The organism is Streptomyces sp. NPDC101194 (assembly GCF_044767885.1).
Classification (GTDB): Bacteria; Actinomycetota; Actinomycetes; order Streptomycetales; family Streptomycetaceae; genus Streptomyces.
Genome location: NZ_JBIWOS010000010.1, coordinates 265,754 through 291,279 on the forward strand (window position 1 = coordinate 265,754; position 25,526 = coordinate 291,279).

The window sequence follows — 25,526 nt, forward strand, 5'->3', positions numbered from 1 at the left end:
ACCCAGACCATGATTCCATTAATTGACTAATGGAATTGAGGCGAAGTGCATGGCAGACGCATTCACTCCGGACGGCGCGTCCGGCGCCTGGGCCCTGGAGGCCCGCGGCCTGGGTAAGCGCTACCGGCGCGGCTGGGCGCTGCAGGACATCTCGTTCCGGCTGCCGGCCGGTCGGATCTGCGGTCTCGTCGGCCCCAACGGAGCCGGGAAGAGCACCCTGCTGAAGATCGCGACCCGTCAGGTGCAGCCGACGGAAGGCGATCTCAGAGTCTTCGGCGTGCCCGTGGACGACCCCGAGGTGATGCCCAGGTTCGCGTTCCTCGGGCAGGACAAGTCGCTGTTCAAGCGGTTCACCGTGGCCGAGACGCTGCGCATGGGCGCCGAGCTCAACCCCGGCTGGGACATGGCCGCGGCGGAGCGGATCGTGCGGTCGGGCCAGGTGCCGATGGACGCCCGCGTGGGCACTCTCTCCGGTGGGCAGCGCACCCGCGTCGCGTTCGCGCTGGCCTTCGGCAAGCGGCCCGACCTGCTGCTGCTCGACGAGCCGATGTCCGACCTCGACCCTCTGGCCCGCCACGACATGAGCACCCTGCTGATGTCGGAGGCCGTCGAGCGCGGCACCACGGTGGTGATGTCCTCCCACATGCTCACCGAGCTGGAGGACATGTGCGACTACCTGCTCGTCCTCGCGGGCGGCAGGATCCGGATGGCGGGCGACGCGGACGCGCTCGTCCCGGCCCACACGCTGGTGACCGGGCTCGCGACAGAAGGGGACCCGGCCGCCGCGCTGGCCCCGCACACCGTGATCGAGTGCCGTGTCCAGGGCCGGCAGTTCCACGCGCTGGTGCGGACGAACGGCCCCCTGTCGGGCGACTGGGTCGTCTCCGAACCCAGCCTGGAGGAGGTGCTGCTGGCGCATCTCCGCTCGCCGGACACGCCCCCGCTGTTCACACCCGGTGCCCGTACCGAGGCCGAAGGGAGCCACACCGCATGAGCACCACCTCGACCGACGCCCCCCGGACCGGGCGCACCCCGGGGCCCCGCATACTGCGCGGACTGAGCTGGCTCGTGGTGCGCCAGCACCGGGCCGCGCTGCTCAGCCTGCTCGCCGTGGCGGTCCTCGGCTCGATCTGGATCCTCTACGAGTACAGCCACATGAAGGACCTCCTGGACGCCGCGGGCTGGCCGGGGAAGGAACTGGCGCAGCCGACGTTCGACTCGGGCGGTGTGGCTCTCGTCATCACCGCACTGGGCGGGCTGCCGATGATCCTCGCCGTCTTCGTCGGCGCCCCGCTGATCGCGGGAGATCAGGAGCAGGGCACCGCACAGCTGGTCACCACCCAGTCGGTGTCACGCCGCCGCTGGGTGGCGACGAAGTTCGTCTGGTGCTACGCGGCGGTGACCGTGACCGCTGCGGTGCTCTCGGCGGTGTTCACCTGGTGGTGGAAGCCCTACCGTTCGGTGTTCCCCGGCGAGTGGTGGGAGGGATCGATCTTCGACAGCACCGGCCCGATGCTCCCCGCGCTCTGTCTCTTCATGACCGCCGCCGGAATCACCATCGGTGTGCTGGTCCGCCGCGTCCTCGCCTCCATGGCGATCACGTTCGTCTTCGCCGCGGCGGTCGGGGTCTTCTGGGACGAGATGCTCGCCCACCTCGCCCCGACCCGCACGATCGTCTACCCGCTCGACGCGGACATGCCCTCGCGGGTCAACGGGTCGTTCGAGGTGGACCGCTGGATCGGTTCCGCCGACGGGCGTCTCTACGGCTGGGGCCTGTGCGCCAAGCCGACCGAAGCGGCCTCGGACGCGTGCGTCAAGGAGCACGGCATCGTCAACAATGTCTACGAGTACCTCGGCTTCGACCAGATGCCGGCCATGCAGTGGACCGGGGCGGCCATCCTGCTCGCGGGTACCGCCGTACTCACCGCGTTCGTCCTGTGGCGGGTGTCCCGTCGCCCCCTCTAGGACCTGCCGCCGCAGGTACGTAGGGTTTCGGCAGTCGAACGGGAGGTGAAGGCAGTGGTCGTGTTCCGTATCGACCGGCGCAGCGGAGTGGCGACGTACCTCCAGATCGTGCGGCAGGTCGAACAGGCGCTGCGCATGGGCGCCCTGGAGGAGGGTGACCGGTTGCCCACAGCCGCTCAGGTCGCGGCCGAGACCAAGGTCAACCCGAACACCACCCTCAAGGCGTACCGCGAGCTGGAGCGCGCGGGCCTCGCCGAGGTCCGGCAGGGAGCGGGCACCTTCATCACCCGCTCCCTCGTCCCGCCCCAGGCGGGCGCCGACTCCCCCTTGCGCACATCGCTCGCCGAGTGGCTGGACCAGGCACGGGCGCAGGGGCTCAGCGGCCCGGAGGCCGACGCCCTGTTCCGGTCGGTCCACGCGGCCGTCTATCCGCCCGAGGCGGACGTCGGCTGAGGCACGGCGCCGTACGCCTCGTCGACGAGGAGTGGCCGGTCCCCCGGTGGGTGCCGGTCACCGTCATGCCGGTGCGGGGTAGTCACCCGTGGCACCGTCGGTCCGCTCGCGCAACAGGTCCGCGTGACCGTTGTGGCGGGCGTACTCCTGGATCATCACCAGGTACACCCAGCGCAGGCTGACGTCCCGACCACGGGTCGTCGAGAGGAATGCCTCGTCGAGGCCGCGCCCCGCCACGGCGGCCTCGCACGCCTCGATCTCGGCGCGGAAGGCGGCGAAGTCGCGCTCGGCGTGAGCGGCGTCGACGCCTTCGATGCCCTCGTCGCCGTCGCCCGGACCGGTGAAGACATCGCCGATCGGCTCGCCCGCGAAGCTCCGGCGGAACCACCAGCGTTCGATCTCCGCCATGTGCCGCACCAGGCCGAGGAGGGTGAGGCCGGAGGGCTCGGCGGCGGTACGGGCGAGCTGTGCCGGAGTCAGCCCGGCGCACTTGGTGAGCAGCGTCTCGCGGTGCCACCGGAGCCAGCCTTCCAGCATGACCCGCTCGTCCGCGGTGCTCGCGACGTTCAGCTGGTCCCCGTCGACCGTCGTACGTTCGATGTGAGGTGCCGTCCATGTCATGCCGGTCATCCTCACACCACCGGGCTCACCGCTCAGACCAGTTCCCGCAGGAGCGGCTCCGGGTCCGCGAGCAGGAAGAGGTGACCGCCGTCGGGGACGGTGCGCAGCTCGGCGCCCGGGATCTGCGCATGCGCCCAGCGCGCCACCTCGACCGGGACGTTGCCGTCCGCCTCGCCGTGGAGGAACAGGGTCGGCACGGAGACCGAGCCCAGCGGGTCCGGCAGCGGGCGGGCGTAGCCGGCGAGGTCGGTGACAACCGCGTCCGCTCCCTGGCGCCCGCCCTCGGTGGTGTCCACGTCGGACAGCGCCCGAAAGGCGGGAGTGCTCATGATCAGCCGATCGGAGCGGGGCCAGGCGTCGAGGTTCGGCTCGCGCCTCGTCTTCTTGAAGATCCCCTTCCCGGCGAGCATCGGCCGGGCGATCGCCGGGGCCCAGACGACGATCCGGTTCATCCACTTGACCAGCGGAATCCGGCGTGCGTACGCCTCGCGGGGGGCTCCGGGGACGGCGGCGCACGCGAGGATCAGTCGCGTGACCCGCCCTGGGTGCTTCTGGGCCGCCGAGAGCGCGTACCCGCCGCCGCCCGAGATCGCCACGACGGTGGCCCGCTCGTGGCCGAGGTGATCGAGCAGGGCCACGAAGTCGTCGTTCCAGCGATGGAATCCGCGACCGGGTACGGGATCGGTCTCGCCGTAGCCCGGGCGGTCCGGGAAGACCAGATGCAGGCCCGCGTCCGTCGCCGCCTGCCGCAGCGCGAGGCCCTCGTAGCGGCTGCCGGGGGTGCCGTGGAGCACGATCACGGGCGGGGCGGCGGGGTCGCCGTACGAGCAGTACGCGATGCGACGTCCGCTCGGGGCCGTCAGGCGGTGCGTCTTCGGCAGTTCCGTCTCCGGCGCGTTCGGCAGGTCGCGGGGGGAGGGGGTCATCTCTGCTCCTCGTGCGATACGGGGGTGGCGGCAGCGGCGGCGATCCCGCCGATGACGAAGTCGAGGCCGAACGAGAACCGGCGGTCGTAGTCGTGGTGGTCCGCGAACACCGACGCGACCCGGCGTTCCGGCGGGAGATGGTGCAGTTCCAGATCGCCACGGCCGAGGCGGATCGCCACATGGCCGGTGACGAAGTCGTGCAGGGTGCCGTACGCGTATGCGGCGGCCTCCTCGTCGAGGCCCGCGCTGCGCAGCGCCGCCACGACCCGGTATGCGACATCGTCCGCGCCGGGTCCGACGAGTGAGGCGCGGCGGTGCGCCTCCAGGATGACCGGGTGCCGCATGAGCAGGTCGTGCAGCGTGTCCGCGAACAGCCGGACGACATCGCGCCACTCGTCCGGCCAGTCCACGGATCGGGTCACCCCGCCGACGATCCGGGACACCAACGCGTGCTGGAGCGCGTCGATGCCGCCCGTCGTGCGGTGGATCGCCATCGGTGACACGCCCAGCCGGTCGGCCAGCGCTCGCAAGCTCACCGCATCGAGCCCCTGGTCGTCGGCCAGTTCGGTCGCCGCGTCCAGGACCGCGTCGAGCGTCACCGCCCGGGGACGGCCGTTCTTCGGAGTGCTTGCCTTCTCGACCACCATGCCCACACCATATCGATACGCGTAACGAAACATCAATGGGAGCGCTTATGACGGAGTTGCACGAACTCACCGCTCTTCAACTGGCCGCCGCCTACCGGCGCGGTGAAACGAGCCCGATCGAGGTGATGGACCACCTGCTGGCCCGGATCGGGCACGGCGACCGGGTGGGGGCGTTCACCACCGTGTCGGCCGACCTGGCCCGCACCGCGGCGGCCGAAGCCGAACGTGTCCTGCGCTCGGCGGACCGCACCGAACTGCCGCGCCTGTTCGGCGTACCCACCGCGATCAAGGACCTGGAGGCCACCGCGGGGGTGCGCACCACGCTGGGCTCCGCGCTGTTCCGCGACTGGATTCCCGGACACAACGACGAGATCGTCGACGTCATGGCCGATGCCGGGCTGATCAGCCTCGGCAAGACCACCGTTCCCGAGTTCGGGGCGGCCTGTTACACCGAGCCCGAGGTCTCCGCCCCGGCGCGCAGTCCCTTCGACCTGAACCGCAGCGCGGCCGGCAGCAGTGGTGGCGCGGCCGCGGCGGTCGGCGCACTGCTGGTGCCGATCGCGCAGGGCAGCGACACCGCCGGCTCGGTGCGCTCCCCCGCGAGCGCCTGCGGGGTGGTCGGGCTCAAACCCAGCCGCGGGCTCGTCACCGCGGGCCCGGCCGGCCATGACGGGATGGGGCTCTCCGTGCGGGGCCCGCTGGCCCGCACCGTCCGCGACACCGCCGCGTTCCTGGACGCGCTGACCACCCGTACCGGGGCCGGTACGGTGCATCCGCCCCGCGCCGTCAGCTACGAGCGTGCCTGCGAGATGCCGCTGCCCCGGCTCCGGGTGGCACTCGCCCAGGGCTCGGTCTCGGGAGGACCCGTGGACGCCGAGGTCGCCGCCGCAGCCGAACTCACCGCGCGTACGCTGGCCGGTCTCGGCCATGACGTCTTCGCACGGGATCAGGCGGCGGACCCCGAGTTCACCGAGAGCTTCCGGACGATGTTCACCGCGCTGGTCGGGGCCAGGGCCATGGCGTTCGACAGGACGGCGTTGCGCCCGATCGTCCGCCATCTCCTTCTCCGCTCACAGGCGTTGACCTCGGGCGAGCTGGCCGCCTCGATCGGTGTCGTCCAGGCCAGGGCGCGGGCCTGGGCACTCCACCACACGGACGCCGACATCGTGATCACCCCGACCGTGACGACCCCGCCGACGCTCATCGGCCGGCTGCGCGACGACGCGGATCCGGCGGCCGAACTGGCCGCGATGACCGCCTTCACCGGCAACACCGTCCTCGGGAACGCCACCGGGTTCCCCGTCATCAGCCTTCCGCTGGGCTGGAGTTGCGAGGGCCTGCCGCTCGGGGTCTCCCTCACGGCCGGCTGGGGTCGCGAGGACCTGTTGTTCGGAGTATCGGCGGCCCTGGAGGAGGCCATGCCGTGGGCCCACCGCTACGCCGGCCGGGCGGAGGCACGGGCAGCCGCTCGAGAACAGGGGCGGGAAAGCGGGAACTTCCCGGACCCTTCGCGCGTTGCGGACGACGACCTGATCGTTCGATGATTGACACGACGGCGGCGCCGTCGTCGGGAGAAGTGAGCAACCCATGGCCATGGTGGGCCTGTTCTGGATCGCCGAGGGCGACGTGTACGTGGGCGCGAAGCCGTCCGGTCTGGCTCCCGGGGTGCGTCTGGCCCCCGAGGGCGTGGTGACCCTCGGCGACGGACAGTCCGGCCTCCACCTGTGGGAGGACGTGAACGCCCTGACGGTGGCGGACGTCCCCGTCAAGTCCCTGATGCGGCAGGTCGGCGTGGTCAAGGACGTGGCCCTGGGAACAGTGCGGGAGATGACCCTGCCCCTGGGCCACGGCCTGATGGGCAAGGCCCCGGCGATGATGGCGGTGCGCGTGGAATCGTCCGACGGCGACCACGAGATGGCGGCCTACGTCGCCGCCGCTGCCGGCTACTCCCGGACCGAGGTCGACCTCTCCCACGCCCTCCTGGCCCGCCTCACGGAGGGCGCCGCGACGATGGCGACGACACTGGCTGCGATGTCGCAGTGGGGCCGCGCGTGGGAGGGCGGGTCGCCCCGGAGTGCCGAGCGGGAGGGGCTGTTGCGGGAGTGGGTGGGCCAGACGCTCAGCGGCTGTCCATGCCCTTGAGGATCTCGTCGATCCGGGTCAGTTCCTCGTCACCGAACTCCAGATCGCGTACCGCCTCGACACTGTTCTCCAGCTGGGAGACGCTGCTCGCCCCGATCACGGCGGAGGTGATCCGGCCGCCCCGCAGCACCCACGCCAGGGCCATCTGCGCGAGGGACTGCCCACGTGCGGAAGCCACCTCGTCCAGCGCCCGCAGCCGGTCCACCAGCTCCGGGGTGACCGAATCAGGCGTCAGGAAGGGGCTGTTGCCCGCCGCGCGGGAGCCTTCCGGGATGCCGCGCAGATAGCGGTCCGAGAGGATGCCCTGCTCCAGCGGCGAGTAGGCGATCGAGCCGGTGCCCAGTTCGTCCAGCGTCGTGAGCAGACCGTCCTCGACCCAGCGGTCCAGCATCGAATAACGCGGCTGGTGGATCAGGAGCGGGGTGCCCAGCCCCTGGAGGATCCGGACGGCCTGCCGGGTCTGCTCCGGGGAGTAGTTGGAGACGCCGACGTAGAGCGCCTTGCCCTGCCGCACCGCCGAGTCGAGTGCGCCCATCGTCTCTTCGAGCGGGGTGTCCGGGTCGAAGCGGTGGGAGTAGAAGATGTCGACGTGGTCGAGCCCGAGCCGGGTGAGGCTCTGATCCAGCGAGGAGAGCAGGCTCTTCCTGGACCCCCACTCCCCGTACGGGCCGTCCCACATCCGATGGCCCGCCTTCGTCGAGATGACGAGCTCGTCCCGGAGCCGGGCGAAGTCCGTTCCCAGCGCGCGTCCCATCGCGGTCTCGGCGGCGCCGGGCGGCGGTCCGTAGTTGTTGGCGAGATCGAAGTGGGTGATGCCGAGATCGAAGGCCCGGCGCAGGATTCGGCCCTGGCTCTCCGGCGTCCTGTCGCCGCCGAAGTTGTGCCACAGGCCGAGGGAGACCGCGGGAAGCAGCAGCCCGCTGCGTCCGGTGCGACGGTAGGGCATGGAGTCGTAGCGGTCGGCGGACGGCAGGTACATGCAGGCTCCAGAAAAGGGGCGGCGGTGGACAGGGGTCCAGGTTCACCGATGCCGATCCAGCAGTCCAACAGGAGATTCTGCTGGGATTCAGCGACTACATTTCTCAATCATGGAATTGCGCCAGCTGGAACACTTCGTCGCCGTCGCCGAGGAGCAGCACTTCACCCGTGCCGCCGAACGCCTCGCCGTGTCGCAGTCCGGCCTCTCCGCCTCCGTCCGGGCCCTGGAGCAGGAGCTGAGGACACCGCTCTTCAACCGCACCACGCGCAGCGTGCGGCTGACCGAGGCGGGACGCGCGCTGCTGGTGGAGGCCGAGCGCACACTGTCGGGCGCACGGGCGGCCAAGGACGCCGTCGACGCGGTGCGCGGACTGCTGCGCGGCACCCTGTCGGTGGGCGTCGAGCAGTGTGTGCCGGGGGTGCATCTTCCGCGCCTGCTGGCGGCGTTCCACCGCAGGCACCCACTGATGGAGATCCGGCTCCGTCAGGAGGGCACCACGAGTCTGGTGGACGGGGTGGCCGGCGGACGACTCGACGCCGCCTTCGCCGCGACCGTCAACTCCGCCGAGTGGCGCGGTGAACTCCACCCGCTGGCACGTGAGCCCATGGTCGTGCTCTGCGCCCCCGGCCACCGGTTCACGGCGGCGGACCGCGTCGCGTGGGACGAACTGACCGGTGAGTCCTTCATCGACTTCCATCCGGACTGGGGGCCGCGGCGAGCGGCGGACGGGGCGTTCGCCGGGGCGCGGGTGCGGCGCACGGTGGGCCTGGAGGTCAATGACGTGCACAGCTTGCTGGAGCTGGTGCACGAGGGACTGGGGATCGCTCTGGTGCCCCATCACTTCTCCCGGAAGCCCGAGGCCCGGGGACTGGTGGCGGTGGAGCTCGAAGGGCCCCGACAGCCTTACTACGAGAGCGTCGTGGTGCTGCCGACGGCCCGCGCCATGAGCCCGGGCGCACGGGAACTGATGGCGCTGCTCCGGATCGACGGCGGGCTGTAGGGCAGTGGGGGCGAGAGGGGCGCGAACGGTCAGCCGCCCAGCGCTCTCGCGAACGCTCCCGCCTCCTGCGCGACTCCGCTGCAGGTGTCGACCGCCTTCGAGGTGTCCTCGTCGGTGCACTCCCGATCGCGAAAGGTGGCCCACTGGGAGAGCGCGCCGATTCCCCTGCGCCCGGCGAAGGCGCGCAGGGACGCCGCGTCGGCGAGGGTGAACGTCTCCCCACTCACGTCGTTGACGCCGATCATCACGGTGATGTGCAGCGCCCGCCAGGCCGCGGTGTCCGACAGACCCAGTACGTCGGTGAGCTGGTCGTGGGTTGCCTCGGCGGCCTGCTGCGCGTAGTCGCCCATGTCTCCGTCGAGGGAGGAGCTGTAGTTCATCGCCATGATGTTCACCGCGGAGACGTCGACGTTCCGCCGTGCGGTGTCGCTCAGCAACTCGGTCCCGGTCGCCTCCAGACCGTCCGGCATCACGGGCAGGGTGAACGTCACATCGAGGTCCCGCTCCTTCTGGAGCAGGCGCAGCGCCTGGTCGCGGCGGGTGATCGACACCCGGTCGGTGAGTGCGTCGCCCTCGATGTCGAAGTCGGCCTTGTCCGCGCCGACCGCGTCGAGCACCTGCGCATAGGCGTCGGCCAGTTCCCGGGCGCTGCCGCAGGCGAGTGCCAGCTCGTTCCCCGCGGCCCCGCCGAAGGAGACCCGGACGTCCGCGCCGGTCGCGGTGAGCGCGGCGATGCGCGAGGTCACCGACGTGTCACCGGCCTTGGCGGTGCCGCCCCACAGCGGGGTGCAGCGGTCGCCGTCGGCGACGACGAAGGCGAGGTTGTACGTGCCGGGAGAACCGGCCGAGTCCGTGTCGGCGGCGGTCGTGGCGCTGACGTACGGGGTGTACGCCGTCGAGGCCGCGGTGGAACCGGAGCGGGCCCCCGGGCCTGCGTCCCGGTCCTGGTTCGCCGCCGTGCCGGTCGCGCAGGCGGAGCAGGCGAGCCCGAGTGCGAGCAGTCCGGCGACGACAGGAGTGATGCGCTTCGCGCGGCCGGCCGTGCCATCGGGGGAACGCTTCGGTGAAATGCGCATGGTGTTTGCATCTGCTCTCGTGAGGGTTGTCCCGGAACGACAGCGAAGAGGGACCGGAACACACCGAGAACCTCTCACACGCCTGCCCCTCCTCCCCACACAGGAAACTCATGGCCCGGGGCCGGAGAGAAGCGCCCAAGACCCCCAAACAGCAATCAGACGGGGCGATTTGAGGTTGGGATGAGCGCGATGAGACAGACCGTGGGGGCACTCGCCCTCTCAGCTCGTCAACAGGTTGACCCTGCATCCACAGCATTCGGCCAGCAAAGCCCCAGACTTCGCACATCGCCGTCCGTCAGCATGCGCAAATGCAATCCGACATCGCCATCGAGAACGATCCGACCCCTCCCGGCCGCCGCCGCAGGCACGCCGGCATGCCCGGGTCCCGTGCCGGGGCAGGGGCCGGATCCCAGGAAGGGCCCGTATTCGTGGACAGCTCCGGGCGCCGGGCCAGGCTGCTGCGCCGCGCGGGCATCGCACTGGGCATCGCCTGTGTCGGTTACGTGGCCGTGCTCGGACTCGCCTTCGCGGGAGGTATCTCCATGTCGCCCTCGCGACTGCTGCCCTTCGGCAGCGCACCCGCGGCGCAGGGTGGGCCGGCCGGGAACACCCCTCCGGGCACCGAAGGGGCACCACCGGGCGACCGGCCCGGCGCCGGGGCCGGCGGGCAGTTCTCATCCGCCGCCTCCCCCTCTGTCTCCGCCACCACGGGCGCGGCCCGATGAGCCGGACCCGCGGCCGCTCCCCGTCCAGGCGAAGGCACGCCACACCGGGCAGGATCGGGCGTGTCGGCCGTCAGGCGGTCCCCGGGCCACGGGTGGCCATCGCGCTTCTGCTGCTGCTCGGCCTCGTCTCCGTGCTGCTGCTCGACGGCTATCTGCGGGCCGAAGTCGGCAATGACCAGCGCGTCCGGTCCGACGCGAGCGCGAGCGAGGTTCCGCAGAGCGTCCTCGACGGCGGCCCCTTCCTCAGCTTCGAGGGCGGCGTCGCGCAGACTCGATCGGTGCCGGACAAGACGATCGTGCTCACCTTCGACGACGGCCCCGACCCCGAGTGGACCCAGCAGGTGCTCGACATCCTGGACGACAACGACGTACCGGGCACATTCTTCCTGGTCGGCTCGATGATCTCGCGCTACCCGGAGGTCGTGCGCCGGATGGTCGACGACGGCAACGAGGTGGGCGTCCACACGTTCACGCACGTCGACCTCTCGTACCAGAGCTCCTCCCGCATCACCCGCGAGATCGCCCAGACGCAGCTGGCCCTCGCGGGCGCTGCGGGCATCACGACGACGCTGTTCCGCGCCCCGTACTCCTCGACCAACGACGCCATCGACAACTACAGCTGGCCCGTCTACAAGAAGCTCGGCGCCATGGGCTACACCAGCGTCTTCATCGACACCGACAGCGAGGACTGGCAGAAGCCCGGCGTCAGCAAGATCATCAAGTGGGCCACCCCGAGGACCGGAAAGGGCGCTTCGGTGCTCTTCCACGACGCGGGCGGCAACCGGGCGCAGACACTCAAGGCGCTGCCACGGTACATCGAGAAGATGAAGGCGAAGGGTTACACCTTCACCACGGTCAGCGGCGCACAGGCCGCACAGACCGAGCGGAGCACACCGAGCGCGCAAGGCACACCCGGCGCACACGCCACCCCCGGCGACGCCCCGCAGAGCAACCCCGACCAGGCCGCTCACCGGACCGCCGACACCACCACCCGCTGGGAGGGCCGCGCCCTCCTCGCCGCGGTGGCCGTCGCGGAGTGGACCGTACCCGGCCTGGCCGCCGCGCTGGTGGTGGTCGGAATCGCCGTGATGGGCAGGTTCGGCATGATGCTCCTCCTCGCCCGGCGTCATCACAGGCAGCGCAACAGGGGCCGGTTCACCTGGGGGCCCGCCGTCACCGCACCGGTGAGTGTGATCGTCCCCGCGTACAACGAGAAGGAGTGCATCGCCAACACCCTCAACTCGCTGGCGGCGAGCACCCATCCGATCGAGATCATCGTCGTCGACGACGGTTCGACCGACGAGACCGCCGAGATCGCCGAGTCGCTGGGGCTGCCCCATGTCCGGGTCGTCCGCCAGGAGAACGCGGGCAAGTCGGCGGCGCTCAACAACGGTGTGCGTCAGGCGCGCTGCGACATCGTCGTCATGATGGACGGCGACACCGTGTTCGAACCCGACACCGTACACCGGCTCGTGCAGCCGTTCGCCGACCCGGAGGTCGGCGCGGTGGCCGGAAACGCCAAGGTCGGCAACCGCGACACCGTGATCGGCGCCTGGCAGCACATCGAGTACGTGATGGGCTTCAACCTCGACCGTCGGATGTACGACCTGCTGCGCTGCATGCCCACCATCCCGGGCGCGATCGGTGCCTTCCGCCGCGAGGCCGTACTGGCCGTCGGCGGGATGAGCGAGGACACGCTGGCCGAGGACACCGACATCACGATCGCCCTGCACCGGGCGGGATGGCGGGTCGTGTACGCCGAGCACGCACGTGCCTGGACCGAGGCGCCCGCGTCGCTGGGCCAGCTGTGGCGGCAGCGCTATCGCTGGAGCTACGGCACGATGCAGGCGCTCTGGAAACACCGCCGGTCGGTCACGGACCGGGGGCCATCGGGACGCTTCGGCCGGATCGGCATGCCACTGGTCGTCCTCTTCCAGATCGTCACACCCGTCTTCGCACCGCTGATCGACGTGTTCACGGTCTACGCGATGATCTTTGTGGACCTGAGGGCGTCCCTGCTGGCCTGGCTGGCCGTACTGGTGGTCCAACTCGTCTGTGCGGCCTACGCGTTCCGCCTGGACGGGGAGAAGTACCGCTACCTGCTGATGCTCCCGCTGCAGCAACTGGCCTACCGGCAGCTGATGTATCTGGTGCTGATCCACTCGTGTGTCACCGCCGCGACCGGTGGCCGGCTGCGCTGGCAGAAGCTGAAGCGCACCGGCGAGGTCGGTATGCCCACGCCCGGCACGGAGCTGCGCTGATGGCGGGCGCGCACCGCAGGAGGGCACCGCAGGCGTCGCCGCGTACCGACGAACGGGGAACGCCCGTCGTCATCGGCACGCCGGAACCCGCACCGTCCGGGCGCGCGGGCCCCGCTGCCCGAGGTGGCGGCCGTGACCGCTCTTTCGACGCGCTGCGGGCCTTCGCCCTGGTGCGCGTGGTCACATATCACACCTTCGAATGGCCGTGGCTGGGACTGGTCTTCCCCTCGATGGGTGTGATGTTCGCGCTCGCCGGATCGCTCATGGCGCGTTCCCTGGAGCGCCCCGCCGGGCAGGTGATCCGCAGCCGGCTGCGCAGGCTGCTCATCCCGCTGTGGGCCTTCGCCCTGGTGCTCGGCGTGGCGATGCTGCTGCACGGCTGGCTGCCCGGCGCCGACGTCCTGTACTGGGTCCTGCCGGTGGGCGACCCACCCGGCAACGCATGGGGAGAACAGGCGTGGGCGGTCCTCTGGTACCTGCGCACCTACCTGTGGTTCGTCCTGCTGTCGCCCCTCCTGCTGCGTGGCTTCCGGATCGCCCCGCTCCCCGTCCTCGCCCTGTCGCTCGTCCCCGTCCTGCTGGTGACGACGGTGTGGAGCGTGCCGGACGGACGTCTGGGCAGTGCGCTCAGCGATCTGTCGGTCTTCCTGTTCTGCTGGCTGCTGGGCTTCGCACACCGGGAGGGTGTCCTCGACCGGCTGCGCCCCGCCGTCGTCCTGGCCTCGGCGCCGGCTCTCATGGCGGCGGGCGGCTGGTGGGCCTTCCACCACCGGATCGACGGCTCCTACGACCTCGACGACATCCCGCTAGCCCAGGCGCTGTGGTCCGCGGGATTCGTCCTGCTCCTCCTGCGCTTCCGGCCGGACTTCGGATGGCTGGCCCGCCATGCCGTGGCGGACCGGATCGTGAAGATCCTCAACGCCCGTGCCGTGACCGTCTATCTGTGGCACGAGGTCGCGCTGATGGCGAGCGTGCCGCTGATCGACCTGATGTGGAATGTGCCGGCCCTCGAACGGGATCTCCCGCTGGACAGCATGTGGTTCCAGTTCGCCGTCGCCTGGGTGCTGATCGCCGCGACGGTGGTGCTGTTCGGCTGGGTCGAGGACCTCGCGGCGAGACGGGGGCCACGGCTGCTGCCGTGACCTCCCCGCCCACCGCTCCCTGTGCCGTCGGCCGACGACGTCAGCCGACGGCGGTCGTCGCGGCCGGCACGAACCAGCGCGCGGGCAGTTCGAGACGGGTTCCGAGCTGGGCGACTCGGCCACTTCGCCGCTGCCCGCGCGGCGCGCGTGCGCGATCGCCGTGTGCGAGAGGTCCACACCTATCGCGCGCGCGAAGCGGGTGGCCAGATAGCGGGTCTGGGTGCCGTTTCCGCAGCCGAGGTCGACGACGGGCAGCGCGGTGTCGGCGTACGACAGGAGCAGTTCGCTGTGGGGGACCGAGCTGAGGACCGGGTCGGTGTCCCAGATCGCGTCGCCCGGCGTGTCCGAGGTCGCGGACCAGAAGCCCTCCCACGCATCGCGGTACCGCTCCGACACGCCCATGGGCACTCCCGAGTCCGTTGTTCTTGAGGGGCGTTGCTCAGGTCCGGCCTACCCTCCCAGGGGCCGTGGCAGCAAGACCACGCACACCGTCCACACCGGTGACGACATCCTTCACCGGGTGTGCGGCCCGGGGCTCGGAACCCGGCCGAGTGTCCTTTCGAACAGACGGTCTTGCCGTCCGCCCTGGGTGCCGGTCCGGCCGGTTCGGTGCCCGGCCGGCCGGCTGATACGCGGTCAGTCCTCGTGCCCCAGTTGGAGGTCGCGTTCGGTGCGTCCGCCGCCGGCCACCTGGAGGACGGTGGCCACGGGCGGATACCCGGCCGCGATCACCGTGTACTCACCGGTGGAGAGGTCCACGAACCGGAACGCCCCGTCGGGCCCGGTGGTGAGCGTGTCGACCACGTTGCCCGCCGCGTCCAGCAGCGTGACCCGGGCGTCCTCGACGGGCCGGCCACCGCTTGCCCGCACGATGCCGCGCAGCACCGCGCCCCCGGCGAGTTCGATGTCCTGCCGGGTCTCCCTGGCGGCCTGCACGCTCACCGGCAGCGCGGCGGGGCGGAAGGCGGGGGCGCTGGCGGCGAGGGTGTACTCGCCGGCCACCAGCTCCGAGATCACATATCCCCCCTCGCGACCGCTGCGGGTGGACGCGACCACTTCGCCGCGCACGTCGGTGAGGGTGACGGCTGCGTCGCGCACCGGAATCCCGTCGGCGGTGACGACGATCCCGGCGAGGCGCCCGGCACCACCGAGCACCACATCCAGCTCGACGGGCCGTTCGCCCACGGTGACGCTGACGGCCTGCGGCTGGTGCCCGCCCGCCGCGGCGATGAGGACGTACGCGCCGGCGCCGGGCACGCTCAGCGCGTATCTCCCGTCCTCACCGCTCGCGCCCCGCCCCACCTGCTGCCCCTGGACGTCGATGAGGGTGAGGGCGGCACTCGGGACCTTGGTGCCGTCGGGGTGCTGGACGCTGCCGCTCACCGGCACACCCGACAGGTACACGGCCGGCGGCGGGGCGGCGGTGACGCGGGCTGCGGGGATCGGTGCCGACTCGGTGGTGGACTCGGCGGCGGATTCGGGGCTGTGGTGGGACACCAGCGGTTTCTCCTTGAGGAAGAAGGCGAGGAACAGGCCGAGCACGAGCACCGGCACGAGGTAGAGGAAGATCCGCGGCATCGCGTCGGCGTACGCCTGGATATAACTGTCCCGCAGCGCGGGCTCCATGGCATGGACCAGCTGCGGGGTGATCGACTCGGGGTCGGGCAGGTCGGCGCCGGACGGCAGGCGGGCGGCGAGCGCGTCGGCGAGGCGGCCCGCGAAGAGCGTCCCGAAGACGGCGGCGCCGACGCTGCCGCCGATCTGCCGGAAGTAGTTGTTGGCACTGGTGGCGGCGCCGAGATCGGCGGGCTGAACGGAGTTCTGGACCGCGAGCACCAGTACCGGCATGATCAGGCCGATCCCGATGCCGAGCACCGCCTGCGCGAAGCTGTATTCGAGGCGCGGGGTGTCCGTTTCGAGCCGGGAGAGCAGCCACATCCCGAGGACCGAGAACGCACCGCCGAGAATCGGGTGGACGCGGTATCGGCCGGTCCGCGAGATCAGCTGGCCGGAGACGATGGACGCCACGACGATCCCGCCCATCATCGGGAGCATCAGGAGGCCGGATTCGGTGGCCGAGGCCCCGTCGACCATCTGCAGGAAGGTCGGCAGATAGCTCGCCGCGCCGAACAGCGCGACTCCGACCACCGCACCGACGAGGGCGGTGACATTGAAGATGGAGTCACGGAACAGCCGCAGCGGAATGATCGGTTCGGCCGCCCGGTGCTCGACGACGAGGAACAGCAGTACCGTTCCGGCGGCTCCGGCGGCGAGCCCCAGGATGGTGCGTGACCCCCAGGCGTACTCCGTCCCGCCCCAACTGGTCAGCAGCACCAGGCAGGTGGAGGCTGCCGCGAGCAACAGGGCGCCCAGGATGTCGAGGCGCGGCCGGACGGTGGGCCGGGGGAGTTTGAGGACGACGGTGATGACGGCGAGGGTGATCAGGCCGAACGGGACATTGATGTAGAAGCACCAGCGCCAGGAGGCGTGGTCGGTGAAGAACCCGCCCAGCAGCGGACCCGCGACCGAGGCGAGGCCGAAGGCGGCGCCGATGAGCCCCATGAACCGGCCGCGTTCCCGCGGCGGTACGACATCCGCGATGATCGCCTGGACACCGATCATGAGTCCGCCGCCGCCGATGCCCTGGACCGCCCGGAAGGCGATCAGCTCGTCCATGGTGCGGGACCAGCCGGCCAGCGCGGAACCGACGACGAAGACGACGATGGCGAACTGGAAGACGCCCTTGCGCCCGAAGAGGTCGCCGAGCTTTCCGTAGATCGGCAGGCCGATGGTGGAGGCGAGGAGGTAGGCGGTGACGGCCCAGGACATCTTCTCCAGGCCGTGCAGCTCACCGACGATCTTCGGCAGTGCCGTGGCGACGATCATCTGGTCGAGCGCCGCGAGCAGCAGCGTCAGCATCAGTCCGAGGAAGACCAGCCGGATGTGGCGGGGGCTGGTCTCCGGCTCGGCGGACGGGGCGGGGACGCCCTCCTCCCCCGCGGGCGGCGACGAGGGCGGCGGAATCGGCAGCGTGGTCGCCGCCTCGGTGGCCCCATCACCGTTCGGCTCGTCCTCCAACAGAGTGATCCCACCCACCACGTGCCGCTCCCCTCGTCGCGTCTGCGCCGCCCATTTCTCGCATCGCACGACAAGGGAGGGCAAACGCGACGGGGGGCGCCGGCGGCGCACTCAGGGGGCTTCGCCCCCGGTCGGAGCCACTACGGCGCACAACAGGCGGGCCGGGAAGACCACCCGAACCGGTGAGGCCGGTCAAGCGCGCATGGAGCTACTTCTCGACCTCGGCGGCGAGGTTGCGCAGCAGCTCGTCGTAGATCCGCCCAAGTCCCTTGGGCGCAAAGGTCTTCTCGAAGAATCCGCCGATGCCTCCGGCGCCGTTCCAGACGGTCGACACGACCGCCTTCGACTTGCCCTCACCGGCCGGGGTGACGGTCCAAGTGGTGACCATCGAGGAGTTGCGGTCCTTCTCCACGAGCTGCCCGTCGGTGGGCTCGGTGACCTCCAGCAGGCAGTCGCGCACCCGCTTGCTGGTGGCCTGGAGCTTCCAGTGGACGAGCGTGCCCTCGCCGTCGCCGCCCTCGCGCACCTCGTACTCGCTGAACTGTCCGGGCAGCACCGTGCGCCGGGCCTCCTGGTAGTCGGCCAGCGCGTCGAACACCGTCTCCGCGTCCGCCGCGATGACTCGCTCCGTCGTTGCCTCGACCTGCGCCATGGCTGTTCCTCCAGCACTCGGTTGTTCGGGGGTGTGCTGAGCCAACCACCTCGGGGAACCTCCTTCAAAATCCGGGCCGGGACGAAGGGGAGAAAACGATCAAGGGAACAAGTGTTCTATTCTCTCACCAGTGCTACCGAGGAGGCGTCCATGCGCTGGGACAATCTGATCGAGAACACCGGGGAGGCCGGGACCGGCGCGCTCTTCGCCGCGAACGCGGTGACCACGCGCACCTTCGACACCCCTGAGTTCAGAGGAATCACCTTCCACGAGATCCGGGCACGCTCGATCGTGAACCGGGTTCCCGGCGCATCGCGGATGCCGTTCGAATGGACGGTCAATCCCTACCGGGGCTGCACGCACGCCTGCGTCTACTGCTTCGCCCGCAAGACCCACAGCTATCTGGACCTCGACACCGGGATCGGCTTCGACTCCCAGATCGTCGTCAAGATCAACGCCCCGGAACTGCTGCGCGACCGGCTCACGTCCGGCCGCTGGCACGGCGCGCACATCGCGATGGGGACCAATGTCGACTGTTATCAGCGCGCGGAGGGCCGTTACCGATTGATGCCCGGCATCATCTCGGCGCTGCGCGATCACGCGAACCCGTTCTCCATCCTGACCAAGGGAACGCTGATCCTGCGCGACCTGGAGCTGCTGCGGCAGGCTGCCGAGGTCACCGAAGTCGGTATCTCCGTCTCCGTGGGCTTCGTCGACGAGGGGTTGTGGCGCACCGTGGAGCCCGGCACCCCCTCCCCCGGGCGCCGCCTCGACGCCGTCCGCACCCTGAGCGAGAACGGCATCGACTGCGGCGTGCTGATGGCGCCCGTCGTCCCGTTCCTCGGCGACCATCCGGACCAGTTGCGCGCCACGGTCCGGGCGATCGCCGCGGCGGGTGCGACCTCGGTGACCCCGCTCGTGCTCCACCTGCGGCCCGGAGCCCGGGAGTGGTACATGCGGTGGCTCGGGCAGCACCACCCCGGGCTGGTGCGGCGGTACGAGCGGCTGTACGCCGAGGGCGCCTACGCGCCCAAGTGGTACCAGCGGCGCATCACGCGGTACGTCCACGAACTGGCGACCGAGTTCGGCATCGGCCCCTCTCATCGGGGCTCGGCCCGCCGGCTCCCCGTACGCCGGGACCAGCTGCCGCCCCTCGACGGCCCCGAGTCCACTCAGCTGACCCTCCTGTGAGCCGGCGCCTCCGACACGGGTGGCCCCGGAACATCGGAGACAGGCAAATGGGTCAACTCTCAACGGAACATGTCCTCCCGGGCGCGAATACGGGGAGCATGCGGCGGGGGCTGCGCCACGCGCGGCCGTCTTTTCCCCACCACGGGAGGCCATATGACGAAACGTCCAGGAATTCTGTTCGCCGTCGGGGCGACGGTCGCCGGTCTGGTGACCGCCGCCCCGTCCCCTGCAACCGCCGACACCGGCGCGCGGCACGCCGCCGCCCAGCTCCGGTGGACCGACTGCGGCACCGCGTCGTATCCACGGCTGCAGTGCTCATCGGTCAGCACACCGCTCGACCATGACGATCCGTCGGGCCGGCGGATCACCCTCGCCCTGTCCCGGATCCCGCACACCGCGAAGACCTTCCAGGGGCCTTTGCTGGTCAACCCGGGCGGCCCGGGGGGAAGCGGCCTGTCGATGGCCGGCTTCATCGCCTCCTCGCTGCCGAAGTCGGTCGCCGCACAGTACGACGTGATCGGATTCGACCCGCGCGGCGTCGGGAAGAGCCGGCCCGCGCTGGACTGCGTGCCGAAGTACTTCGATCCGCTGCGCCCCGACTCGACCCCGGACTCGCCCGAGGTCGAGCAGGCCAACCGGAACCGGACCGCCTCGTTCGCGAAGGCGTGCGGGGAGAAGTACCCGGATCTGCTGCCCCACATGGACACGGTCAGCGCCGCCAAGGACCTCGATGTGATCCGGCAGGCGACCGGCTCCCGGCAGCTCAACTACTTCGGCTACTCGTACGGGACCTATCTCGGCGCGGTGTACGCCAAGCTGTTCCCGGAGCGGGTGCGGCGCCTGGCGCTCGACTCGAACGTGGACCCCGAGGGCGTCTGGTACGAGGACAACATCGGCCAGAACTACGCCTTCGACGCCCGCCAGAAGGCGTTCACCGCCTGGGTGGCGAAGCACGACACCGCGTACGGGCTCGGCAGCGATCCGGCGAAGGTCGAGGCCGCCTGGTACGCGATGCGCGAAGCCGTCCGGGCCCACCCCGCGGGCGGGAGGGTCGGAACGAGCGAACTGGAGGACACCTTCCTGCCGGGCGGCTACTACAACGGCTACTGGCCCTACCTGGCCGACGCGTTCGCCGCGTATGTGCACGACCACGACGACGAAGCGCTCACGGAGGCGTACGAGCGGTTCGGCGCGGTCGACGCGAAGGGCGACAACGGGTACTCCGTGTACTCGGCCGTGCAGTGCCGCGACACCCCGTGGCCCCGCGAGTGGAACACCTGGCGCAACGACAGCTGGAGGGTGCACGCGAAGGCACCCTTCTTCACCTGGAACAACACCTGGTACAACGCGCCGTGCGCCGACTGGCCGGTGGCACCGCTGAACCCGGTACGGGTCTCCAACAGCGACCTGCCGCCGGTGCTGCTCTTCCAGGCCACCGAGGACGCGGCCACGCCGTACGAGGGCGGGGTCACCCTGCACCGCAGGCTGCGCGGTTCCAGCCTGGTCGTCGAGCAGGGCGGCGGAAATCACGGCATCACGCTCAGCGGCAACGACTGTCTGGACACCTATCTGGCCGACTATCTCGCCAAGGGCACCGTCCCGCGCGGCAAGGGCGGCCGGGACGAGGCGGACGCGTTCTGCGCCAAGTCCCCCGACCCGCAGCCACTGACCGGCAGGGCCGCGGAGGAGGGCGCCCCGGGAACGGGTTCCGGCAGCAGGGGCAACACCCTGCACGGTCTGCTCGGCTTCCGCGGCTGACGGTCCGGGGAACGGGCCGATATCCGGTACGGGTCATCCTGGCGCATGCGTCAGGATGACCCGCATGAGGATACGGACCGGGCCCGATGTGCTCGCGCCGAGGAGTCCTTCGAGGTGGACGGCGTGCTCGTGCCCGAGTTGCGGTACGTACGCGCCCTCGGGCTCCCCCGCACCGCCTGAACCGGGGACGGGACATCCGCCCCCGTCAGGCCCTCCGCAGCCGGTCGAGCGCGTCGCTTGCCGCGCCCCCCAGTCGCGGGTGCGGCAGCGCCGCCTCCAGGAGGGGACGGGCCCGCTCGTCCCCCAGTTGTCCGAGCCCCTCCACGCAGGCCAGCGCCACCCGCCAGTGCGGCTCCTCCGGGGCCAGGAGCCGCTCCAGGGTGGCCATCAATGCCGGTACGGACTCCGGGGCCCCGAGCGCGGTGAGCAGCCGCACCGGGTGCAGGGCGTACGCGGTGCGCAGGGTGTTGGTCGCGAGGGCGGCGGCGGCCCGGGGGGTGCGGGGGTCGCCGAGGCGCTCCAGGGCGTGTGCGGCACAGACGCAGCGCTCCGGGTCACGGTGGTTGAGCAGCAGGACCAGCGCCTCGAAGGCCCGTCGGTCACCGGCACAGCCGAGCCGGAACGCGGCGATCTCCCTTGCCCAGAGCGGGCGTTCGGCCTCCACGAGGACGCCGGCCAGTTCCTCGCCGTCGTCGGTGGCGAGCAGCCTGCGGAACGCCGCGGACTCACCCGCCTCGTCGGCCAGTCGGTCCGTCAGCGAGCGGAACTCCTCATCCATGACGCTCAGCGTATCGACGGGAACTCTCCGTATCGAGAGCCGGGGCGAATGTGACATGGTGCACAACACCTCAGGACTGGTGCGCTCGTTACCGACCGGTTAAGCTCATGTGAGCGGGACACACTCCCCGCTTGCTCCGGTGGCCTGGTGACGCAGCCACTCGGAGTGCTTGTCGGTTCGGCAGCTTCGCGAGACGTGACTCCGGGACAGAGTCCGTCGCCCCTTCCCGGTCCAGGCGTGCCCAGCACGCTCCGGCACTGAACACCACGACACGCAATTCCCGCACACCTGGCGCCCTTTCGTCCTCCGACGCGCGCCGTGTTTCCTCACAGTCGTCACTCATTCTCTGGAGTCCCGTGATGGACACCCCGCTCAGCACCATCGCCGTCGTCGGCCTCGGCACCATGGGCACCGGCATCGCCGAGGTCCTCGCCCGCGCCGGCCACGAGGTCATCGGTATCGACATCAGCGAGGCGGCCGCCCGTCAGGCCGTCGCCTCCCTGGAAGCCGCGACCGCCCGCGCCGTGCGGCGCGAGCGGATCACGGAGCAGGAGCGGAGCGACGTCCTCGCCCGGTTCCGTACCTCCGGTGACCTCCGGGCCGCCGCGGGGGCGGAGCTCGTCATCGAGGTCGTGCCCGAGTCGTACGAGATCAAGCAGCAGGTCTTCCGGGAGCTCGACGCGGTCGTCTCCCCCACCGCGATCCTGGCGACCGGCACCAACGCCCTGTCGGTGACCCGGCTGGCCGCCGAGTCGCTGCGCCCCGAGCGCGTGCTCGGCCTGCATTTCTTCAATCCGGCGCCCGCGATGAAGCTGGTCGAGGTGGTCTCCTCGGTGCTGACCGCGCCGCCGGCCGTCGAGGCCGTGACCGAGCTGGCCCGCAGCCTGGGCAAGGAGCCGGTCGCGGTCGGCGACCGGCCCGGCTTCGTGGCCGACGGGCTGCTGTTCGGATACCTCAACCAGGCCGCCGCGATGTACGAGGCGAACTACGCCTCCCGTGAGGACATCGACGCGGCGATGAAGCTGGGCTGCGGCCTGCCCATGGGCCCGCTCGCCCTTCTCGACCTGATCGGGATCGACACCGCCCGCACGGTCCTGGAGGCGATGTACTCCGCGTCGCACGACCGGCTGCACGCCCCTGCCCCCGTGCTCGGACAGCTCAGCGAGGCGGGGCTGACCGGCCGCAAGTCGGGCCGCGGCTTCTACACGTACACCGGACCCGGCAGCCAGACCGTGGTGCCGGACGCGCTGACCCCGCGGGAGAGCGCGGCGACGACCACCGGGCGCACGGTGCGCTCGGTGGGGGTGGCGGGCTCCGGCACCATGGCTTCGGGGATCGCCGAGGTCTTCGCGAAGGCCGGCTACGACGTGGTGCTCGCCGCCCGCGGTCAGGAGAAGGCGGACACGGCGAAGGCCCGGATCGGCAAGTCGCTGGAGCGTTCCGTCTCCAAGGGGCGGCTGACGGCCGAGGCCCGGGACGAGACACTGGCCCGGATCACCGCGGCCGGTTCGCTCGACGCCTTCGCCGATGTCGATCTCGCGGTCGAGGCGGTCGCCGAGGACCTGTCGGTCAAGCAGCAGCTGTTCGGAACGCTGGACAAGGTCTGCAAGCCCGGTGCCGTACTCGCCACCACCACCTCGTCACTGCCGGTCGTGGCGATCGCGCGGGCCACCTCGCGTCCGCAGGACGTCGTCGGGATGCACTTCTTCAACCCGGCCCCCGCGATGAAGCTGGTCGAGGTCGTCCGTACGGTGCTCACCGCGGACGATGTCCACGCCACCGCCCGCGAGGTGTGCGTCGAGGTCCGCAAGCACCCGGTGGACTGCGGGGACCGGGCCGGGTTCATCGTGAACGCGCTGCTGTTCCCCTACCTCAACAACGCGATCAAGATGGTCGAGGAGCACTACGCGAGCCTCGACGACATCGACGCCGCGATGAAGCTGGGCGGCGGCTACCCGATGGGCCCGTTCGAGCTCCTCGACGTGGTCGGGCTCGATGTCTCGCTCGCCATCGAGAAAGTGCTGCACAACGAATTCCGCGACCCGGGTCTGGCCCCGGCGCCGCTGCTCGAACATCTGGTGGCGGCCGGCTGCCTCGGTCGAAAGACGGGGCGCGGCTTCCGCGAATATGCCCGGCGCTGAGCCGGGGGCCGGCTGGGGAGGGCTGCTCGACCCGTCGGGCGGCCCGCCCCCGCAGGCGCGGTCGCCCGCACCGATGCAGTACGTTCACACCATGTCCCAGCCCGCCAGGTCCCCCCGTGTCTCCGCCGCGCCCGACACCCCGGAGAGTGCCGCAGGCACCCGCGCCGCCGCCCAACGGCTCAAAATGCGCCGCGAACTGGCCGCCGCGGCAATGGAGCTGTTCGCCACGAAGGGGTACGAGGCGACGACGGTCGACGAGATCGCGGGCGCCGCGGGCGTCGCCCGGCGAACCTTCTTCCGGCATTTCCGCTCCAAGGAAGAGGCGATCTTCCCGGACCACGACGACACCCTCGTCAGGGCCGAGGCGGTCCTCAACGCGGCCCCCGCGCACGAGCATCCGCTCGACACCGTCTGCCGCGGCATCAAGGAAGTCATGAAGATGTACGCGGCGAAGCCCGCGGTCTCCGTGGCGCGTTACAAGCTGACGCGTGAGGTTCCCACGCTGCGCGAGGCCGAAATCGCCTCGGTGGCCCGCTACGAGCGGCTGTTCACGCGGTATCTGCTGGGCCATTTCGACGAGCGCGACCACCATGTCGGCAATGACGACCCCTTGCTGGCCGAGGTCGCGGCTTCCGCTGTCGTCACCGCGCACAACCATGTGCTGCGCCGGTGGCTGCGGGCGGGCGGCGAGGGCGATGTGGAGGCCCAGCTCGACCACGCCTTCTCGATCGTCCGCGACACGTTCGGGAGCGGTATCGGCGCGGGCCGGATCTCCGGCGCCGAGCCGGCGAGGCAGCCGGCGGCCTCGGTGGCGTCCCGGGGCGAGGTACTGGTCGCGGTGGCGCGCACGGACGCGCCGCTCGACGAAGTGATGCGGACGATCCAGCAGGCGCTCGAGGACCGCTGAGCCCAGGGCGTGCCGGCCGGTCCCACCCGGCCGACGCGCCCGACGGCCGGGGGTGCCGAAACCCGGTTGCCGCGTCCACCCCCCGGTGCTGTGGTGTGCGGATGAATCAAAATCGCGACACACTTCTGGCCCTCTTCGACCGCGAAATGCGCGAACACGCCCGCGCCGACGACCCCGGCGTTCGGGTCGAACGCACCGGTGATGTCGTACGGCAGGTCGGCGCGGCCCACGACTGGAACGGTGTGGTCTGGTCGGCCCCGGACCTGGATCCCGCACGCGCGGACGCGGCGATCGCGGCGCAGGTGGCGTACTACACGGCTCTCGGGCATGACGAGTTCGAGTGGAAGCTGTACGCCCACGACCGGCCGGCCGACCTGCCGGAGCGGCTGCTCGCCGCCGGTTTCGAGGCGGAGGAGCCGGAGACCCTGCTGGTCGCCCCGGTGGCGGAGCTCTCGACGACGGTGGAGCTCCCCGAGGGCATCCGGCTGCGCACCGTGAGCGACGCGGAGGACGTGGAGCTGATGGCGCGCGCCCACGAGCGGGCCTTCGGCTCGGACCGGCCGCAGCTGCGGCATCAGGTGTCGGCCAGGCTGTCGGAGAATCCGGACGGTTTCGTGGGCGTCCTCGCGATGGCGGGCGACGAGCCGGTGAGCTCGGCCCGGATGGAGCTGTACCCGGGCACGGGCTTCGCGGGGCTCTGGGGCGGTGGAACGGTCCGGCCGTGGCGCGGCAGGGGCATCTATCGCGCCCTGGTCGCCTTCCGCGCCCGGATCGCGGCGGAGCGCGGCTACGACTACCTTCAGGTCGACGCCTCCGACCAGAGCAGCCCGATCCTCCGGCGACTCGGATTCCAGGCCCTCGGCACCACGACCCCGTACGTGTACCGGCCCTCGCACTGATCCTGCCCAGCGGGACGTAACCGGACGTAACCATCCAGAACAGCTCTCATCTTGCTCATGCGTGCCCGGCGGGTGACAAGTGAGAGAAATTGTTGGCACCGAGTGCCTTGCCAGGTGTCACGGAGTGCCATACGTTGAAGTTGTCCGGGCGGCCGGCGTACTGAGACCTCACGTACGCCGGCTGT

23 protein-coding genes and 1 pseudogene are annotated in these 25,526 nt (G+C 70.8%); 15 read left to right on the forward strand and 9 right to left on the reverse strand.

The genetic code is table 11. The annotated features are described in order from the left end of the window. Nucleotides 1-49 precede the first annotated feature (49 nt). Genes ACIRP2_RS31220 through ACIRP2_RS31230 form a run of 3 tightly spaced genes read left to right on the forward strand, consistent with a single transcriptional unit; the run spans nucleotide 50 to nucleotide 2,418 of the window. Nucleotides 50-994 carry an ABC transporter ATP-binding protein gene (locus ACIRP2_RS31220; RefSeq protein WP_404256135.1) on the forward strand — a complete coding sequence of 315 codons (945 nt, stop codon included), beginning with the start codon at nucleotides 50-52 and terminating at the stop codon, nucleotides 992-994. Next, the gene (locus ACIRP2_RS31225; RefSeq protein WP_404256137.1) at nucleotides 991-1,965 is read left to right on the forward strand and encodes an ABC transporter permease subunit; all 975 of its coding nucleotides are present in this window, start codon (nucleotides 991-993) and stop codon (nucleotides 1,963-1,965) included. The genes ACIRP2_RS31220 and ACIRP2_RS31225 overlap by 4 nt, the downstream gene beginning before the upstream one ends. Nucleotides 1,966-2,010: 45 nt before the next feature. Beyond that, the gene (locus ACIRP2_RS31230; protein ID WP_404256139.1) at nucleotides 2,011-2,418 is read left to right on the forward strand and encodes a GntR family transcriptional regulator; all 408 of its coding nucleotides are present in this window, start codon (nucleotides 2,011-2,013) and stop codon (nucleotides 2,416-2,418) included. A gap of 63 nt (nucleotides 2,419-2,481) precedes the next feature. On the opposite strand, the gene ACIRP2_RS31235 is transcribed toward ACIRP2_RS31230, so the two are convergent. Genes ACIRP2_RS31235 through ACIRP2_RS31245 form a run of 3 tightly spaced genes read right to left on the reverse strand, consistent with a single transcriptional unit; the run spans nucleotide 2,482 to nucleotide 4,612 of the window. Then, nucleotides 2,482-3,039: a DinB family protein gene (locus ACIRP2_RS31235; protein ID WP_404256141.1), complete on the reverse strand. Its 558-nt coding sequence runs from the start codon at nucleotides 3,037-3,039 to the stop codon at nucleotides 2,482-2,484. Between the two features lie 32 nt (nucleotides 3,040-3,071). Continuing rightward, the gene (locus ACIRP2_RS31240; RefSeq protein ID WP_404256143.1) at nucleotides 3,072-3,965 is read right to left on the reverse strand and encodes an alpha/beta fold hydrolase; all 894 of its coding nucleotides are present in this window, start codon (nucleotides 3,963-3,965) and stop codon (nucleotides 3,072-3,074) included. Beyond that, the gene (locus tag ACIRP2_RS31245; protein ID WP_404256145.1) at nucleotides 3,962-4,612 is read right to left on the reverse strand and encodes a TetR/AcrR family transcriptional regulator; all 651 of its coding nucleotides are present in this window, start codon (nucleotides 4,610-4,612) and stop codon (nucleotides 3,962-3,964) included. The genes ACIRP2_RS31240 and ACIRP2_RS31245 overlap by 4 nt, the downstream gene beginning before the upstream one ends. Nucleotides 4,613-4,659: 47 nt before the next feature. Here ACIRP2_RS31245 and ACIRP2_RS31250 point away from each other — a divergent pair, with 47 nt between their 5' ends. Both ACIRP2_RS31250 and ACIRP2_RS31255 read left to right on the forward strand, forming a co-directional pair. Beyond that, nucleotides 4,660-6,156 carry an amidase gene (locus ACIRP2_RS31250; RefSeq protein ID WP_404256147.1) on the forward strand — a complete coding sequence of 499 codons (1,497 nt, stop codon included), beginning with the start codon at nucleotides 4,660-4,662 and terminating at the stop codon, nucleotides 6,154-6,156. A gap of 43 nt (nucleotides 6,157-6,199) precedes the next feature. Beyond that, nucleotides 6,200-6,754, forward strand: coding sequence for a hypothetical protein (locus ACIRP2_RS31255; RefSeq protein ID WP_404256149.1), 555 nt, complete (start codon nucleotides 6,200-6,202; stop codon nucleotides 6,752-6,754). On the opposite strand, the gene ACIRP2_RS31260 is transcribed toward ACIRP2_RS31255, so the two are convergent. Then, nucleotides 6,732-7,733, reverse strand: coding sequence for an aldo/keto reductase (locus ACIRP2_RS31260; protein WP_404256151.1), 1,002 nt, complete (start codon nucleotides 7,731-7,733; stop codon nucleotides 6,732-6,734). The genes ACIRP2_RS31255 and ACIRP2_RS31260 overlap by 23 nt on opposite strands. A 109-nt stretch (nucleotides 7,734-7,842) precedes the next feature. Between ACIRP2_RS31260 and ACIRP2_RS31265 the strand changes: the two genes are divergently transcribed. Beyond that, nucleotides 7,843-8,733: a LysR family transcriptional regulator gene (locus tag ACIRP2_RS31265; protein ID WP_404256153.1), complete on the forward strand. Its 891-nt coding sequence runs from the start codon at nucleotides 7,843-7,845 to the stop codon at nucleotides 8,731-8,733. 29 nt (nucleotides 8,734-8,762) lie between these two features. On the opposite strand, the gene ACIRP2_RS31270 is transcribed toward ACIRP2_RS31265, so the two are convergent. Beyond that, entirely contained in the window at nucleotides 8,763-9,809 is a 1,047-nt protein-coding gene (locus ACIRP2_RS31270) for a chitinase (RefSeq protein ID WP_404256155.1), read from the reverse strand. 308 nt (nucleotides 9,810-10,117) lie between these two features. Between ACIRP2_RS31270 and ACIRP2_RS31275 the strand changes: the two genes are divergently transcribed. Genes ACIRP2_RS31275 through ACIRP2_RS31285 form a run of 3 tightly spaced genes read left to right on the forward strand, consistent with a single transcriptional unit; the run spans nucleotide 10,118 to nucleotide 13,937 of the window. Then, a complete protein-coding gene (locus tag ACIRP2_RS31275) occupies nucleotides 10,118-10,534 on the forward strand; it encodes a hypothetical protein (RefSeq protein WP_404256157.1) in 417 nt (138 codons plus the stop codon). Further along, the gene (locus ACIRP2_RS31280; RefSeq protein ID WP_404256159.1) at nucleotides 10,531-12,795 is read left to right on the forward strand and encodes a bifunctional polysaccharide deacetylase/glycosyltransferase family 2 protein; all 2,265 of its coding nucleotides are present in this window, start codon (nucleotides 10,531-10,533) and stop codon (nucleotides 12,793-12,795) included. The genes ACIRP2_RS31275 and ACIRP2_RS31280 overlap by 4 nt, the downstream gene beginning before the upstream one ends. Next, nucleotides 12,795-13,937, forward strand: coding sequence for an acyltransferase (locus ACIRP2_RS31285; RefSeq protein ID WP_404256161.1), 1,143 nt, complete (start codon nucleotides 12,795-12,797; stop codon nucleotides 13,935-13,937). The genes ACIRP2_RS31280 and ACIRP2_RS31285 overlap by 1 nt, the downstream gene beginning before the upstream one ends. A 114-nt stretch (nucleotides 13,938-14,051) precedes the next feature. On the opposite strand, the pseudogene ACIRP2_RS31290 reads toward ACIRP2_RS31285, so the two are convergent. The 3 genes and pseudogenes from ACIRP2_RS31290 to ACIRP2_RS31300 all read right to left on the reverse strand — a co-directional run. Continuing rightward, nucleotides 14,052-14,339, reverse strand: a pseudogene (locus ACIRP2_RS31290) (class I SAM-dependent methyltransferase); the annotation flags it as partial. Nucleotides 14,340-14,573: 234 nt separating this feature from the next. Further along, nucleotides 14,574-17,036, reverse strand: a complete 2,463-nt coding sequence (locus ACIRP2_RS31295) for an MFS transporter (RefSeq protein ID WP_404256163.1) — start codon at nucleotides 17,034-17,036, stop codon at nucleotides 14,574-14,576. 187 nt (nucleotides 17,037-17,223) lie between these two features. Further along, nucleotides 17,224-17,667 carry an SRPBCC family protein gene (locus tag ACIRP2_RS31300; RefSeq protein ID WP_404256165.1) on the reverse strand — a complete coding sequence of 148 codons (444 nt, stop codon included), beginning with the start codon at nucleotides 17,665-17,667 and terminating at the stop codon, nucleotides 17,224-17,226. 150 nt (nucleotides 17,668-17,817) lie between these two features. Here ACIRP2_RS31300 and ACIRP2_RS31305 point away from each other — a divergent pair, with 150 nt between their 5' ends. The 3 genes from ACIRP2_RS31305 to ACIRP2_RS31315 all read left to right on the forward strand — a co-directional run bounded on the left by ACIRP2_RS31305 (nucleotide 17,818) and on the right by ACIRP2_RS31315 (nucleotide 20,796). Next, on the forward strand, nucleotides 17,818-18,858 hold the full coding sequence (locus tag ACIRP2_RS31305) for an Rv2578c family radical SAM protein (protein ID WP_404256167.1): 1,041 nt from the start codon (nucleotides 17,818-17,820) through the stop codon (nucleotides 18,856-18,858). Nucleotides 18,859-19,011: 153 nt separating this feature from the next. Further along, a complete protein-coding gene (locus ACIRP2_RS31310; protein WP_404256170.1) occupies nucleotides 19,012-20,616 on the forward strand; it encodes an alpha/beta hydrolase in 1,605 nt (534 codons plus the stop codon). Between the two features lie 45 nt (nucleotides 20,617-20,661). Further along, the gene (locus tag ACIRP2_RS31315; RefSeq protein ID WP_404256172.1) at nucleotides 20,662-20,796 is read left to right on the forward strand and encodes a hypothetical protein; all 135 of its coding nucleotides are present in this window, start codon (nucleotides 20,662-20,664) and stop codon (nucleotides 20,794-20,796) included. 25 nt (nucleotides 20,797-20,821) lie between these two features. Here ACIRP2_RS31315 and ACIRP2_RS31320 read toward each other — a convergent pair whose 3' ends face one another. Beyond that, nucleotides 20,822-21,394, reverse strand: coding sequence for an adenylosuccinate lyase (locus tag ACIRP2_RS31320; protein ID WP_404256174.1), 573 nt, complete (start codon nucleotides 21,392-21,394; stop codon nucleotides 20,822-20,824). Nucleotides 21,395-21,753: 359 nt separating this feature from the next. On the opposite strand from ACIRP2_RS31320, the gene ACIRP2_RS31325 reads away from it, so the two are divergent. The 3 genes from ACIRP2_RS31325 to ACIRP2_RS31335 all read left to right on the forward strand — a co-directional run bounded on the left by ACIRP2_RS31325 (nucleotide 21,754) and on the right by ACIRP2_RS31335 (nucleotide 25,341). Further along, nucleotides 21,754-23,535: a 3-hydroxyacyl-CoA dehydrogenase family protein gene (locus ACIRP2_RS31325; protein ID WP_404256176.1), complete on the forward strand. Its 1,782-nt coding sequence runs from the start codon at nucleotides 21,754-21,756 to the stop codon at nucleotides 23,533-23,535. 91 nt (nucleotides 23,536-23,626) lie between these two features. Further along, nucleotides 23,627-24,442, forward strand: a complete 816-nt coding sequence (locus tag ACIRP2_RS31330; RefSeq protein ID WP_404256178.1) for a TetR family transcriptional regulator — start codon at nucleotides 23,627-23,629, stop codon at nucleotides 24,440-24,442. Between the two features lie 101 nt (nucleotides 24,443-24,543). Then, nucleotides 24,544-25,341, forward strand: coding sequence for a GNAT family N-acetyltransferase (locus tag ACIRP2_RS31335; RefSeq protein WP_404256180.1), 798 nt, complete (start codon nucleotides 24,544-24,546; stop codon nucleotides 25,339-25,341). The last annotated feature ends 185 nt before the right edge of the window (nucleotides 25,342-25,526 follow it).